Source organism: Daejeonella sp., from assembly GCF_049655485.1.
Classification (GTDB): Bacteria; Bacteroidota; Bacteroidia; order Sphingobacteriales; family Sphingobacteriaceae; genus Daejeonella.
Genome location: NZ_JBASJU010000284.1, coordinates 1 through 14,005, shown reverse-complemented (window position 1 = coordinate 14,005; position 14,005 = coordinate 1). Strand labels below are relative to the sequence as shown.

General features: G+C 42.3%; 13 protein-coding genes. 10 read left to right on the top strand and 3 right to left on the bottom strand.

Annotation, left to right across the window (positions count from 1 at the left end; all coding sequences use genetic code 11):
• Positions 1-105: 105 nt before the first annotated feature.
• Positions 106-534 (bottom strand): methylmalonyl-CoA epimerase, encoded by a 429-nt coding sequence (mce, locus tag WBJ10_RS12115; RefSeq protein ID WP_424290636.1) that lies wholly within the window; start codon positions 532-534, stop codon positions 106-108.
• A gap of 125 nt (positions 535-659) precedes the next feature.
• Here mce and WBJ10_RS12110 point away from each other — a divergent pair, with 125 nt between their 5' ends.
• The 4 genes from WBJ10_RS12110 to WBJ10_RS12095 all read left to right on the top strand — a co-directional run bounded on the left by WBJ10_RS12110 (position 660) and on the right by WBJ10_RS12095 (position 4,782).
• Positions 660-1,871 carry an IscS subfamily cysteine desulfurase gene (locus tag WBJ10_RS12110; RefSeq protein ID WP_424290634.1) on the top strand — a complete coding sequence of 404 codons (1,212 nt, stop codon included), beginning with the start codon at positions 660-662 and terminating at the stop codon, positions 1,869-1,871.
• An 81-nt stretch (positions 1,872-1,952) separates the two neighbouring features.
• Entirely contained in the window at positions 1,953-2,366 is a 414-nt protein-coding gene (gene iscU / locus WBJ10_RS12105) for a Fe-S cluster assembly scaffold IscU (protein WP_424290632.1), read from the top strand.
• A 27-nt stretch (positions 2,367-2,393) separates the two neighbouring features.
• Positions 2,394-2,720, top strand: coding sequence for a HesB/IscA family protein (locus WBJ10_RS12100; protein ID WP_424290630.1), 327 nt, complete (start codon positions 2,394-2,396; stop codon positions 2,718-2,720).
• 154 nt (positions 2,721-2,874) lie between these two features.
• Positions 2,875-4,782: an AMP-dependent synthetase/ligase gene (locus WBJ10_RS12095; protein WP_424290628.1), complete on the top strand. Its 1,908-nt coding sequence runs from the start codon at positions 2,875-2,877 to the stop codon at positions 4,780-4,782.
• Positions 4,783-4,820: 38 nt separating this feature from the next.
• Here WBJ10_RS12095 and WBJ10_RS12090 read toward each other — a convergent pair whose 3' ends face one another.
• Both WBJ10_RS12090 and mqnC read right to left on the bottom strand, forming a co-directional pair.
• On the bottom strand, positions 4,821-5,603 hold the full coding sequence (locus WBJ10_RS12090) for a LytR/AlgR family response regulator transcription factor (RefSeq protein ID WP_424290626.1): 783 nt from the start codon (positions 5,601-5,603) through the stop codon (positions 4,821-4,823).
• Positions 5,604-5,687: 84 nt separating this feature from the next.
• The gene (gene mqnC / locus WBJ10_RS12085) at positions 5,688-6,812 is read right to left on the bottom strand and encodes a cyclic dehypoxanthinyl futalosine synthase (protein ID WP_424290624.1); all 1,125 of its coding nucleotides are present in this window, start codon (positions 6,810-6,812) and stop codon (positions 5,688-5,690) included.
• 146 nt (positions 6,813-6,958) lie between these two features.
• Between mqnC and WBJ10_RS12080 the strand changes: the two genes are divergently transcribed.
• From WBJ10_RS12080 to WBJ10_RS12055, 6 genes are all read left to right on the top strand, one after another.
• Positions 6,959-8,194, top strand: coding sequence for a M16 family metallopeptidase (locus tag WBJ10_RS12080; RefSeq protein ID WP_424290638.1), 1,236 nt, complete (start codon positions 6,959-6,961; stop codon positions 8,192-8,194).
• Position 8,195: 1 nt separating this feature from the next.
• The gene (locus WBJ10_RS12075) at positions 8,196-9,473 is read left to right on the top strand and encodes a M16 family metallopeptidase (protein WP_424290622.1); all 1,278 of its coding nucleotides are present in this window, start codon (positions 8,196-8,198) and stop codon (positions 9,471-9,473) included.
• A 179-nt stretch (positions 9,474-9,652) separates the two neighbouring features.
• Complete coding sequence (gene guaB, locus WBJ10_RS12070) at positions 9,653-11,122, top strand: IMP dehydrogenase (RefSeq protein ID WP_424290620.1); 1,470 nt, start codon at positions 9,653-9,655, stop codon at positions 11,120-11,122.
• Positions 11,123-11,205: 83 nt separating this feature from the next.
• Positions 11,206-11,790 carry a TIGR00730 family Rossman fold protein gene (locus tag WBJ10_RS12065; RefSeq protein WP_424290618.1) on the top strand — a complete coding sequence of 195 codons (585 nt, stop codon included), beginning with the start codon at positions 11,206-11,208 and terminating at the stop codon, positions 11,788-11,790.
• A gap of 287 nt (positions 11,791-12,077) precedes the next feature.
• Complete coding sequence (locus tag WBJ10_RS12060; protein ID WP_090697759.1) at positions 12,078-12,938, top strand: sigma-70 family RNA polymerase sigma factor; 861 nt, start codon at positions 12,078-12,080, stop codon at positions 12,936-12,938.
• Positions 12,939-13,099: 161 nt separating this feature from the next.
• Positions 13,100-13,882, top strand: coding sequence for a PhzF family phenazine biosynthesis protein (locus tag WBJ10_RS12055; protein ID WP_424290616.1), 783 nt, complete (start codon positions 13,100-13,102; stop codon positions 13,880-13,882).
• The last annotated feature ends 123 nt before the right edge of the window (positions 13,883-14,005 follow it).

Sequence of the window (14,005 nt, the reverse complement as noted above, 5' to 3'; positions counted from 1 at the left end):
AGCTTTCATCTTCAATACTTTTTAAGAGGTGCAAATATAGAAAATATTCTAATTAGTTAAAAGGAATTTGAAAATAAATAGGAAGATAGTATTGAGTGTCAAGCATCAGTATCCTAACTTTTCATCTGTCTCCTCTCTAACTTCCTGGCAAAGCTCAATAAGCACACCTCCAGCCGCCTTGGGATGTACGAAACACACCCACTTATTATCAGCTCCCTTTTTCGGCTCATCGCTTAGCAACTGAAAACCTTGTGCCTTAAGCCTGGCCATTTCCTCAATGATATTTTCCACAACAAAAGCTATATGATGTATCCCTTCTCCTCTTTTTTCAATAAAGCTCGCGATCGCGCTCTCGCCGGAACTCGCTTGAAGTAGTTCAATTTTACTTTCTCCTATTTTAAAGAATTCCGTAATCACGTTTTCCGACTTGACCTCCTCGATTTTGTAGCTCTCGTATCCCAAAAGCCGCTTATACAGATCGGAAGAGTGTGAAAGGTCTTTTACAGCGATACCGATATGCTCTATTTTCTCCATAACTAGCTTTTTATGGCATAAAAATGACCATTTTATACCAGTACAGGTAGTACCTTTTGATAATTACTGCAAAAAATATTTCGTATCTTTGCAGTATCAAAAAACTTGAAGATAAATATACAAAAATGAATTTGCCAATATACCTAGATAACAACGCAACAACTCCTTTGGATCCAAGGGTTCTGGACGCTATGCTGCCGTATTTTAACGCCAAATTTGGTAATGCAGCGAGCAGGAACCATGCGTTTGGATGGGCCGCTGAAGAAGGGGTTGATTATGCACGTGAGCAGGTTGCAAAGCTGATTGGTGCAAGTGAGAAAGAAATTATTTTCACTTCGGGTGCTACTGAATCGGACAACCTTGCGATCAAAGGTGTTTTCGAAATGTATAAAGAAAAGGGCAACCATATCATTACTTGTGTTACTGAACATAAAGCGGTAATTGATGCCTGCAAGCACGTTGAGAAACTAGGGGGAGAAGTTACTTACCTTGGTGTAAAATCCGATGGTTTAATTGATCTTGCAGAACTTGAAGCAGCGATAACGGAGAAAACCATCCTTGTTGCTATCATGTACGGCAACAATGAGATAGGTGTAATTCAGCCAGTAAAAGAAATATCTGCAATTGCCCACAAACATGGCGCTTTGTTCATGACGGATGCGACTCAGGCAGTTGGTAAAATACCTGTTGACGTAAATGCTGACGGAATTGATCTGATGGCTTTTACAGCCCATAAAATGTACGGGCCGAAAGGTGTTGGTGCGCTGTATGTTCGCCGTAAAAATCCAAGAGTGAAAGTTACCGCCCAGATGGACGGTGGCGGTCACGAACGTGGAATGCGTTCAGGTACTTTGAACGTGCCTGGAATCGTAGGTCTAGGAATGGCCTGTGAGCTTTGCCGCCTGGAAATGGATTCTGAAGCAACTCGCTTATCCGCTTTACGCGATAAATTACAATCATCTCTGACGACAATGGAAGAGAGCTATGTGAATGGAAATACAGCACATCGTTTGCCGCATGTAGCTAATATCTCTTTCAAATATGTTGAAGGCGAGGGATTAATGATGGCGATGAAAGATTTAGCTGTTTCCTCTGGATCGGCTTGTACATCAGCATCGCTTGAACCTTCATATGTATTAAAAAGCCTGGGTTTATCCGATGATCTTGCTCATTCTTCGATCCGCTTCGGGTTGGGACGATTTACTACTGAAGAAGAGGTTAATTTTGCAATAGAACAAACGAAAAAGGCAGTAAACCATCTTCGCGACCTTTCACCACTATGGGAAATGTTTAAAGAAGGAGTTGATCTGGATAAGATTGAGTGGGCGGAACACTAAACTCTAACAACAACTCAATACGAATAACCTTAAAACACCTTAAAATAAATATCTCCTTTAAAAGGAACTAAACATAAAACAATGGCATACTCAGAAAAAGTAATCGATCACTACACACACCCACGGAATGTTGGAACATTAGATAAAGCCAGCAATACTGTAGGAACTGGATTAGTAGGGGCACCTGAATGCGGCGACGTAATGCGTCTTCAGATCCAGGTTGATGAAAATCATATGATCACCGATGCAAAGTTTAAAACCTTCGGCTGCGGATCAGCGATTGCGTCTTCTTCCTTAGCAACTGAGTGGTTGAAAGGAAAGTCTATCGATGATGCGATGAAAATTGACAACATGGATATCGTTGAAGAGCTTGCTCTTCCACCAGTGAAAATCCATTGTTCTGTTTTAGCAGAAGATGCGATAAAGGCTGCGATCAATGATTATCGCGTAAAAAATGGAATGGAAGCATTAGAAATTGCTAAATCTCATCATTAAGAGCAGCATTTTCCAATATTATATGATATGGTAACTGTAACCGAAAAAGCCAAAAGTAAGGTAGAACAACTCATGAGTGAGAATGGGCTGGATAGCAGCTATTTTCTTCGTGTTTCTGTGCAGGGAGGTGGTTGTTCGGGCTTATCTTATAAAATGGATTTCGACAATGAAGAGAAGTCCGGCGATCAGTTTTTCGAAGATCAGGGAGTTCGGTTGGCGCTTGATATGAAATCATTCCTGTACCTGGCCGGCACCGAGCTTGATTTTTCGGATGGATTGAATGGTAAGGGATTTAATTTCCATAACCCAAATGCGACGCGTACTTGTGGTTGCGGAGAGAGTTTCTCCGTTTAAGCAAGATGTTCTCCCAGTCGGGCGAATATAACCGGTAAGTATTTTAACCAAAATATGCAAAGCCTCCCGATTTATCGGGAGGCTTTTGTATTTTACAGCTTATCTGTATACTTGCTATGTTAAATAATCGTTAAGCTAATCTAAATTTCCCGACATGAATCCAATAACCGAGTCCACTACCATTCCAATGTTGTTAAGGGATGTGGTAAGTTCTGTTCACGACGAAAACACGACGTTTTTGCTTCACAAAACTCATGAGACCTGGGAGGAAATTAGTTACAAAAAGGTTCTCCATACAGCAGACGCGATTTCCAGTTATTTCCTCGAGATGGGAATTCAAAAGGGTGACCGGCTTGGACTGATCTTAGAAAACTCTGTTGACTGGGTTTATTATGACCAGGGGATTCAGCAAATTGGAGGGGTAAACGTTTCTATTTATCCTACACTGACGGAGCATGAGATTGAGTATATCCTTAATGATTCCGGTACAAAAGCTATCCTTGCCGGAAGCCCGTTTCTTTTCAAGAAGATCCTGAAAATAGCGAATAATTGCCCTGATTTGCAGCGTATCATCCCCGTATTCGCTGATTATGAAAAATATATCACGGGAACAAGCTTGAATGCCGGTGTCATCAGTTTTGCCAACCTTATCACCGAAGGGAAGAACTGCATTTCCCGGTTTCAAAAAGATATTGATGCTTTGCGACACGCCATTCTTCCTTCAGACATTGCTTCGCTGATCTATACGTCTGGAACAACAGGAACTCCAAAAGGCGTGATGCTTACACATTCAAATTTTGTTCAGAACGTAAAAGTTTGTCTGGATCAAATTCCGGTCATTGATAAATACGATACTTTTCTGTCTTTCCTTCCATTATCACATGTATTCGAACGTACTGCAACCTATCACGTGTGCTGCGCCGTAGGTTCAAAAATAGCCTTTGCCCAAAGTCTGGAGTTACTTGCTAAGAATATGGCTGAGGTAAAACCTTCGGTGATGAGCTGTGTGCCCCGATTGCTTGAGCGGATACATGATAAAGCCATGAAAACGGGAACTTCAGCTGGTGGAACAAAGGCTAAGATATTCTTATGGGCGCTCGAAACAGGCAAGAAGCATCGCGAAATTATAGAGAATGGCAAAAAGCCAGGAATCTTCCTTGGCCTTCAGCAGAATCTCGCGGAAAAACTTGTCTTTAGTAAAATAAAGGAAAAGACAGGCGGAAGGCTCAAATTCATGATCTCCGGAGGGGCAGCACTTCCCAAAAATGTAGGTGAATTCTTCGGCAACCTGGGCATTAAGATTTTGGAGGGTTTCGGCTTAACAGAAACTTCCCCGGTTATGTCTGTTACTGAATATGATCGTCAGATTTATGGAACGGTTGGAAGAATTATACCTGGTATTGAAGTTGCCATTCAGGATGTTGAAACAAAAGAGATGATTAGTATACAAACCCACAATACATTCAATGAGAACTTTGAATGTGCGGAGGGTGAAGTGGTCGTGAGGGGCCATTGTGTGATGAAAGGATATTGGAACAAGCCGCAGGAAACCGCTGACGTGATCGATAAAGACGGATGGTTTCATACGGGGGATATAGGCCGTTATTATAAAGGAAACCTCCAGATAACCGACCGTATAAAAAATATGCTGGTCAATGCATATGGTAAAAACATTTACCCCACACCGGTCGAAAACACCTATCTGAAAAGTCCTAAAATTGAACAGATTTTCCTTATCGGAGATAAACGGGAATACGTGACTGCCATTATTACTCCATCCAGAGAGACGCTGCAGGAAACGTTCAATCTGAAAGAAGAGTTCTTTAGTCAAAAGGAACAGTTTATTGAAGATCAGAAGATCATAGACTGGCTCGAAGTGGATGTGAGGAAATATTCGACTGAGCTTGCCAAATTCGAACGGCTTAAATCATTTATAGTTAAGCGAAATCCGTTCAGCATTGAAGAAGGCGAAATTACGCCGACGATGAAGGCCAAACGTAAAGTGATAGAGAAAAAGTACGCTGGGGAGATTGATGAAATGTATTTGCAGGAAACAGAATAAGCGGTGTACAGTTGACGGTTGACAGTTGAGAAGGGCTCTTACTTTTTAAATATTTCCTTAACTGTTTCCATGAATTCGGGCGATCGGCGTCGGGACACGGAATGTTCCGAATTGTCTGACATCTTCACCACCAGGCCATTTTTGTTGGAATAGCTTTGCAGATGGGCAAGGTTTATCATGGTAGATTTATGGATCCGGCAAAAGCCGCAGTCGTCCAGAATACTCTCATATTCCTTAAGGTGTTTGGAAACGATTATTTTTTCCCCCTTCTCCACATAAAAAATGGAATAGTTACTATCGGCCTGGATATATATAATGCTATTAATATTTAATACATGAAACCCGTTCGAGTGGGGAAGATTTAATTTTTTAATTTTCCTGATTTCATTAAGATTTTCCTGGAGGCTGCTAAAAACCGGTTCATGGCTTACAACAAATGATTCGTTCTCAGAGCTTAAAGCTTTCCATTCCACAGCTTTATCAATGGAATCCTGAAGTTCCTGGATGTCGATAGGTTTCAATAGGTAGTCTACCGCACTCGCCCTGATTGCTTTAATCGCATATTGATTATAAGCAGTGGTGAAAATAACGGATGTTATATTTCTCTGAAGGTCAGGTAAGAGGTTGAAACCGTCCTCAACTGGCATGGCGATATCGAGAAAAACGAGATCGATGGTATCAGTTTTTAAAAGTGTCCGCGCTTCTGCAACCGAGCGTGCTATTCCTTTTATTTTAACGGACGGGCAGTACCCATCGATAAGGAAGAAGAGTGATTTTCTGGAATACTCTTCATCGTCTACAATAATGGCATTGATAGGCATAATTCAATGATTAAAACCAATACCTAAAGTAAAGTAATTTAAAGTGAAATTAAATCTCACTGAGGGAACGGTAAAAACGCTGAATTAATAAGTGATAACTTGTTGTTCTGCTGATTTGGAGAAATCTCTAAATTCGTATTGCTGGTTTCGGAGCTGGGGCTCAAAACCTGCCTCCCGAATGGAATCCTGAATTCCCTGTGAAGTGAAGCGATGCGGGGCACCCGCAGCGGAAACCACATTTTCTTCGATCATAATTGATCCGAAATCATTTGCACCAGCCTGCAGGCAGATTTGGCCAACTTGCTTCCCGACTGTAAGCCATGAAGCCTGAATATTTTTGACGTTTGGCAGCATTATACGGCTCAATGCTATCATACGAATATATTCATCAGCAGTAACCTGGTTGGTTATTCCGCGTACCTTTTTTAATAATGTGCCGTCATCCTGGAAGGGCCAGGGTATAAAGGCGATAAATCCTTTTGCATTTTCGGGTTTTTCCGACTGAACTTCGCGGAGCCATACCAGATGCTCGAAACGTTCTTCAAGTGTTTCCACATGCCCGAACATCATAGTTGCCGAAGTAGTTAAGCCTAGCTGGTGAGCCGCCCGCATGACATCCAGCCATTCCTGACCGCCGCATTTTCCTTTAGAGATCAGACGGCGTACACGGTCGTTAAGAATTTCAGCACCAGCACCTGGCAGCGAATCCAATCCAGCCTCGATTAATGCTTTTAGCACTTCTGTATGGCTTATTCCTTCCAGCTTAGCAATGTGAGCAATCTCCGGCGGACCTAATGAGTGCAATTTAAGGGTCGGGTAGAGCTGTTTTAATTCTTTGAACAGATCGACGTAGAACTTAAGCCCAAGGTCAGGATGGTGCCCGCCCTGCAGCAACAACTGCTCGCCGCCATAGCGGAAGGTCTCCTCAATTTTTTGTTTATAAGTTTCAATGTCTGTGATATAACTCTCTTCATGACCTGGCCTCCTGAAGAAATTGCAAAATTTACAGTTGGCAATACAAACGTTGGTGGTATTCACATTCCTGTCGATGATCCACGTTACTTTTCCGTGCGGAACCTGCTTTTTACGAAGCTCATTGGCTACATACATCAGTTCCGGGGTACCCGCCTGATTAAACAGGTACAAGCCTTCTTCAGCGGTTAGGAATTCAAAATTTGAAGCTCGAATGAGGAGGTCGGAAGTGTTCATTGATACAAAGATACACAGCTAATGAGTAATTGAGCAAATTAGTTCAATGGGAAATGGAAAATCTGACTTTAACGGGTAAGTTCGAACAAGGGATCCCTTTTCCTGCTTTTAAATTCCTAAATTTGCCAATTAATCTAATAGCCACTATGGTTTCTTTTGAACGCTTTACCCTTGATAATGGCCTCAAAGTTCTGGTCCATGAAGACCCGACCACGCCAATGGCCGTACTAAATATTTTATACGATGTAGGCGCGCGGGATGAGCATCCGGATCAGACAGGTTTTGCGCACTTGTTCGAACACCTGATGTTCGGCGGTTCAGTGAATATTCCATCTTACGACGAACCATTACAGCGTGTTGGAGGTGAAAATAACGCCTTTACAAGTAATGATATCACAAATTATTACATCACACTTCCTGCTGTGAATTTAGAGACAGCTTTCTGGCTTGAAAGCGACCGGATGCTAAGCCTGGCATTTTCTGAAAAAAGCCTCGAAGTGCAGCGTAATGTCGTCAGTGAAGAATTTAAGCAACGTTATTTAAATCAGCCTTACGGCGATGTATGGCTAAAGCTCAGGCCCCTTGCATATAAAAACCACCCTTATAAATGGGCAACAATTGGGAAATCATTAAAGCATATTGAGGATGCTACAATTGATGATGTAAAGGCTTTTTTTAAGAAGCATTATAATCCTGCCAATGCTATTATGGTAGTAGGCGGGGATGTTAAGCTGGAAGAAGTGAAACGGCTTTCAGAAAAATGGTTTGGAAACATACCTGCTGCAGAGAAGCTTGCGCGCGTTCTTCCGATGGAAGAAGCTCAATCCGAAGCGCGTGTGGAAACCGTAAAGGCAAATGTTCCGCTTGATGCGATATACAAAGTTTTTCATATGCCTGCCCGAACTGATGCGGGTTATTATCCGGCAGATCTTATCTCGGATATCCTGTCGAGAGGCAACTCGTCCCGTTTATTCAGAAATTTATTGAAAGACCAAAAGCTGTTTAGTGATATTAATGCATACCTGACCGGCAGTCTTGTTGCGGGGTTATTTGTGGTTGAAGGAAAGCCTTTACCTGGTGTCTCTATGGAAGCCGCTGAGGCTGCGATATGGGTAGAGCTGGATCGTATGAAGAACGAGCTCGTGCCGCAAAACGAATTGATCAAAGTCAAGAATAAGATGGAATCGACGATGGTTTTTTCGGAGATGAGCCTATTAGATAAAGCGATGAATCTGGCTTACTTCGAGCTATTGGGTGATGCAAACCAGCTAAATTCCGAGACAACTAAATATTTAAAGGTTACTGCAGAGGAAATCCAGAACCAGGCGCAGCACATCTTCCGCAAGGACAACTCTTCCACTTTATACTACTTAGCAAATTAAGATGACCGACAGAACTATTGCTCCGGATTTCGGGCAGGTTGAAAATATAGAACTGATCCAGGCGAAACCAATCGTACTGGATAATGGGCTCAAGGTTTTTAGCGTGAATGGCGGCGATCAGGACCTTGTGCGTATCGAATTTATCTTCGAGAATATTGCATACGATGCTACGAAGCCTCTTCAATCTTATGCAACTAACACCATGCTTAATGATGGTACTAATGAACTAAGCGCCTCGGAAATTGCGGACAGGATAGATTATTATGGTGCTTTCCTGCAGACTGATTTTAGCAACGATCAATCTATAGTTACCTTGTATTCCCTTAATAAGCACTTGCCAGAAACATTACCTGTGGTAAAGGCCATCATTTCGGATTCAATATTTCCTGAGGTAGAATTAGAAACACTAATCCGCAATCAAAAACAAAAACTTAGCGTAAATCTTGAAAAAAATGATTTCTTAAGCCGTAAGATATTTAATTCCGTGCTGTTTAGTAACACTCTGTACGGCTATGATACGCGTGCAGAAGATTATGACCGCCTGAACCGGAGTCAACTACAGGAATACTTTAGCCTGGCATATCAACCCGAGAATTGCACAGTAGTCATTGCAGGCAAAGTTACTGAGGAGACATTAAGTCTGATCGACGGTCTGTTTGGAAAGAACTGGCAGGGCGGGATGAGCGTAAGCCCGAATAGCTTTAATTTTTATGCAGGTACGGGGCAGGAGCATTATGTAGAAAAGGCGGATGCATTACAATCTGCAATAAGGCTTGGTAAAATTGCTATTAATCGTTCGCATGCTGATTTTCCAGGCATGCAGGTTTTGAATACTATATTGGGTGGATACTTTGGTTCACGTCTTATGGCCAATATCCGGGAAGACAAAGGTTATACCTACGGGATTGGATCAGCGCTGGTTTCCATGAAGAATGCGGGTTATTTCTTCATCGCCTCAGAGGTTGGAGCCGATGTTTGCAGCTCAGCACTCACGGAAATTCAAAAAGAAATTGAGATTCTTAAAAGTGAGACTGTCTCCGGGTCGGAGCTTGATCTTGTAAGAAATTATATGCTGGGCTCTATGTTAGGCGGGCTTGAGAATGCTTTGTCGCATGCAGATAAGTTTAAAAATATATACTTCTCTGGCCTTGGTTATGAGTATTATCAGAACTATATAAAGACAGTGAGAACAATTTCAGCTTCGGAGATTAAGGCTTTGGCGAATAAGTATTTAGATTGGGATGGGATGGAGAAGGTGATTGTTGGTAAGAAGGATTAGGAATTTTGTCTTGAATAGGATTAGTAGGATTAAGGGATTGGTGGATTATATTCTCAGGTGAAAGAAATAATTAAGATTCATAGGATGATAAGATTCATAGGATAATGATTCCTATCATTCTCAATTCTCCATTTTTTTATTAACTTTGCCCGGCAAGTAATAACCCACAATTATTTGCCATGCAACTCGATCCAAACAAATTCGTATCCGAAGGCCTTACATACGACGACGTCCTTTTAATCCCAGCTTATTCTGAAGTCTTGCCACGTGATGTGGATACCAGCACTTATTTTACCCGTTCTATCAAGTTAAATGTTCCGATCGTTTCAGCGGCGATGGATACTGTGACAGAATCTGGTTTAGCTATTGCGATAGCGCAGGCTGGGGGAATAGGGATGCTTCATAAGAATATGAGTATTGCCGCACAGGCAGATGAAGTACGGAAGGTGAAACGTTCTGAAAGTGGTATGATTCAGGATCCTGTCACTCTGAATGAAAATGCTCTGCTAGAGGATGCATTTCAAATTATAAAGGAGTATAAAATTGGTGGAATTCCGGTTATCGATGTTGAAAGGAAGTTAGTAGGAATTATTACTAACCGTGATCTGCGATTTCAGAAAGATTTAAAACGGCCTGTCCGGGACGTAATGACCAAAGAAAATCTTATAACAGCGCCAGAAGGCACCACTTTATCACAAGCCGAGCTGATTTTACAGGACTATAAGATTGAGAAACTTCCGGTTGTGGATACAAACGGCTGTTTAATCGGACTAATTACTTTTAAGGATATCCAGAAATTTAAGAACTATCCAAATGCTTGTAAGGATCAGCATGGCCGCCTTCGTGTAGGTGCCGCTGTTGGTGTAACACCGGATACCTTAGACCGCGTAAGCGCACTTGTTAAAGCTGGTGTTGATGTGATCACTATCGATACAGCGCACGGGCATTCCAAGGGTGTAATCGAGAAATTAAAAGAAGTCAAGGCAAAGTACCCCGATCTCCAGGTTGTTGTAGGAAATATAGCGACTGGTGCTGCTGCAATTGCATTAGCTGATGCTGGCGCAGATGCCGTAAAAGTTGGAATAGGACCGGGTTCTATATGTACCACCAGGATTATTGCTGGTGTAGGTGTTCCCCAATTATATGCTGTTTACGAATGCGCGAAGGCCCTTGAAGGTAGGGGTGTCCCCGTTATCGCTGACGGCGGAATTAAACAAACCGGTGATATAGCCAAGGCAATTGCCGCTGGTGCAAGCACTATAATGGCTGGATCGCTGTTTGCAGGTGTTGAGGAATCGCCAGGCGAAACTATTATATACGAAGGGCGAAAATTTAAATCATACCGTGGTATGGGCTCAATAGAAGCCATGGAGCAAGGTTCAAAAGACCGTTATTTCCAGGATGTGGAAGATGATATTAAGAAATTAGTTCCTGAAGGTATTGTGGGACGGGTGGCTTTCAAGGGTTCGTTGGCCGAAGTTATGTACCAGCTTATTGGAGGCTTAAGGGCCAGTATGGGCTACTGTGGATCTGCCACCATAGCTGACCTTCAGCAAGCGAAATTTGTCAAGATTACTGCGGCGGGAATGCGGGAAAGTCATCCGCATGATATTACGATTACTAAGGAGGCGCCGAATTACAGCCGATAAGGTGAAAGGTGAAAGGTGACAGGTGACAGGTGAAAGGTGAAACGCCTGCATGCCGGCAGGTAAAACTTATAACGTACAATTCAATGAAATCAATTTCCGTATTCTGTGGCGCAAATTTCAACGGTGATCCTGAGATCCTGAGGGCCGTTAATGGTCTTGCCGATGTATTTGTCGAGAAGGATATCACCCTTATTTTCGGTGGCGGCAGGGTAGGTGTAATGGGCCTGATAGCTGATGCAGTTTTGGATCGGGGAGGAAAGGCGGTGGGTGTAATACCACAGTTTCTGATGGATAAGGAAGTTGGGCATACAGGTCTTACGGAGCTGATAATCACTTCCAATATGCATGAGCGAAAGCAGAAAATGGCTGATCTTTCGGATGGCGTTATTACTTTACCCGGTGGATTTGGAACATTGGAGGAGTTTTTCGAAGTATTAACCTGGCTGCAGTTAGGTTTGCACAATAACCCGATTGGCTTATTAAATATCGATGGATTTTATAATCCACTGCTTGCACAGATGGACGTGATGGTTGAAAAGAAGTTTTTAAAACCTCTTAATCGCGATCTTGTGCTGAGTCATTCAGATCCTGCCGGACTTGTAGAACTGATGGAAAACTTCAATAGCAGCCCGGATGAGGTTTGGTTTGAAGTGAGGAATTTGACTTGAAGGGAAGTCGGAGGTCGGAAGTCGGAAGTCAGAGGTCTGAAGTAGGAGGTCTGATATTTCAAATAAAAAGGTACCCTGAGAATGAAAATGTGATAGGCATCCTTTTTATTTTAATTCCGCAACTTTTTACAGCTTTCTACGTTAACATGGAATGATTTTTGTATTAATAAATTGTAGAAATTTTCCACATAATTCCTTTTAAATCAGCTAAATTTTCTTTTAACTTGTCGTTAAAATGGCAGATTTGTTTAACTTTGCAGACTTTTATAGGGAGTATTTATTCATAAATGAGACAACTCAAAATTACCCAATCCATTACCAATCGTGAATCTCAGTCGTTAGACAAGTATTTACATGAAATTGGTAAAGTTGATTTAATAACCGCGGAAGAAGAAGTAATTCTTGCACAAAAGATCCGGGAAGGTGATCAGGCGGCTTTAGAAAGACTAACAAAAACTAACTTGCGTTTCGTAGTTTCAGTAGCAAAACAATATCAGAATCAAGGGCTCACCCTTGGCGACCTTATTAATGAAGGTAACCTGGGTTTGATCAAGGCTGCAAAGCGCTTTGATGAAACCAAAGGATTCAAATTTATTTCATATGCTGTATGGTGGATCCGTCAGTCGATTCTTCAGGCTATTGCAGAACAGTCTAGAATTGTACGTTTACCACTTAACCAGGTTGGTTCATTAAGCAAGATAAGCAAAGCCTTTTCAAGGCTTGAACAAGAATTTGAACGCGAGCCATCTCCTGAGGAACTTGCAGATAATCTGGAAACTACGGTTGAAAAGATTTCTGATACTCTAAGTAATTCCGGGCGCCACGTGTCTATGGATGCGCCATTTGTTCAGGGAGAAGAAAACACTCTTCTTGATGTGCTTGAGAACAGTGATCCGAATACCGACAGCAACCTGATTAACGAATCATTATCTGAAGAAATTAAGAGATCATTGTCGACGTTAACGGAGAGAGAAAGAGAAATCATTGTGCTTTTCTTTGGACTAAGCACCAATCACCCGCTCTCATTAGAAGAGATTGGAGAAAAATTCAATCTTACACGTGAACGTGTACGCCAGATAAAAGACAAAGCGCTTCAGCGTTTGAGACATACTTCGAGAAGTAAGATTTTGAAGTCTTATTTGGGATAAAAGTATCAGGTATCAACTATCAGGTATTAAGACCGTGCGAGCTAGCATGGTCTTTTTTGTTTTGCGGGAGCGTGCCTTAGAGGTCGAGAGGTCATTGAATGATGAGCAACCGTCAACTTTCAACTGTCCACTCAATTGTTATATTTGAGAAAAAAACAAACATGACAATCCCCATATATCAGGTCGACGCCTTTACAGAGCACCTATTTGGCGGTAATCCGGCTGCAATTTGTCCCTTAGAGGAATGGTTGCCGGCGCCGCAGATGCAGAAAATAGCAGCTGAGAATAATCTTGCCGAGACTGCTTTTTTTATCCCACTGGGAAATGATTTTGAACTAAGGTGGTTTACCCCTGAACTAGAAATAGACCTTTGCGGTCATGCGACTTTGGCAACAGCCCACGTTCTTTTTACCATTTTGGGATATGAACGCGATGTGATACATTTTCACACGCTGAAAGCAGGCACATTAAGCGTTCACAGGAACGGGGACAAATACATGATGGACTTTCCTTCAAGGCCACCTGTGGCCGCAGAAACGCCTTCTGGACTGTTAGAAGCTATCGGAGCTAGTCCGGTTGAAGTTCTACGTTCCAGGGATTATTTTTTGGTTTATGAGACCGAAGCGGATGTCGCTGCACTGAAACCTGACTTTTTTGCATTGAGTAAGATCGATGCTATTGGTGTTATAGCCACAGCACCGGGTGAAAACTGCGACTTTGTTTCCCGATTTTTTGCTCCATCAGCAGGTATTAATGAAGATCCTGTAACCGGTTCAGCGCATTGTAACCTGATCCCGTATTGGGCAAATCGCCTGGGTAAGGAAAATTTGCACGCTTTTCAGGTATCAGAACGACGCGGTGAATTGTGGTGCCAGTTAAAGGGAGATAGGGTGTTGATGTCGGGGAGGGCGGTTACGTATTTGAAGGGGGAAGTTTTTTTATAAGAGTCAAGAACCAAGAGCCAGGAACCAAGACATGGAATGGTAAATTGACAATGTCCCAAAAATCGTATCCTTACCCGTGTCTTGATTCTTGGTTCTTGGCTCCTGATTCTAGAAATTCGGTTT

Bases quoted from the DNA above. Each gene is read 5' to 3' on its own strand.
- mce (WP_424290636.1), bottom strand. From the start codon at position 534: ATGGAGAAAATAGAGCATATCGGTATCGCTGTAAAAGACCTTTCACAC.
- WBJ10_RS12110 (WP_424290634.1), top strand. From the start codon at position 660: ATGAATTTGCCAATATACCTAGATAACAACGCAACAACTCCTTTGGAT.
- iscU (WP_424290632.1), top strand. From the start codon at position 1,953: ATGGCATACTCAGAAAAAGTAATCGATCACTACACACACCCACGGAAT.
- WBJ10_RS12100 (WP_424290630.1), top strand. From the start codon at position 2,394: ATGGTAACTGTAACCGAAAAAGCCAAAAGTAAGGTAGAACAACTCATG.
- WBJ10_RS12095 (WP_424290628.1), top strand. From the start codon at position 2,875: ATGAATCCAATAACCGAGTCCACTACCATTCCAATGTTGTTAAGGGAT.
- WBJ10_RS12090 (WP_424290626.1), bottom strand. From the start codon at position 5,603: ATGCCTATCAATGCCATTATTGTAGACGATGAAGAGTATTCCAGAAAA.
- mqnC (WP_424290624.1), bottom strand. From the start codon at position 6,812: ATGAACACTTCCGACCTCCTCATTCGAGCTTCAAATTTTGAATTCCTA.
- WBJ10_RS12080 (WP_424290638.1), top strand. From the start codon at position 6,959: ATGGTTTCTTTTGAACGCTTTACCCTTGATAATGGCCTCAAAGTTCTG.
- WBJ10_RS12075 (WP_424290622.1), top strand. From the start codon at position 8,196: ATGACCGACAGAACTATTGCTCCGGATTTCGGGCAGGTTGAAAATATA.
- guaB (WP_424290620.1), top strand. From the start codon at position 9,653: ATGCAACTCGATCCAAACAAATTCGTATCCGAAGGCCTTACATACGAC.
- WBJ10_RS12065 (WP_424290618.1), top strand. From the start codon at position 11,206: ATGAAATCAATTTCCGTATTCTGTGGCGCAAATTTCAACGGTGATCCT.
- WBJ10_RS12060 (WP_090697759.1), top strand. From the start codon at position 12,078: ATGAGACAACTCAAAATTACCCAATCCATTACCAATCGTGAATCTCAG.
- WBJ10_RS12055 (WP_424290616.1), top strand. From the start codon at position 13,100: ATGACAATCCCCATATATCAGGTCGACGCCTTTACAGAGCACCTATTT.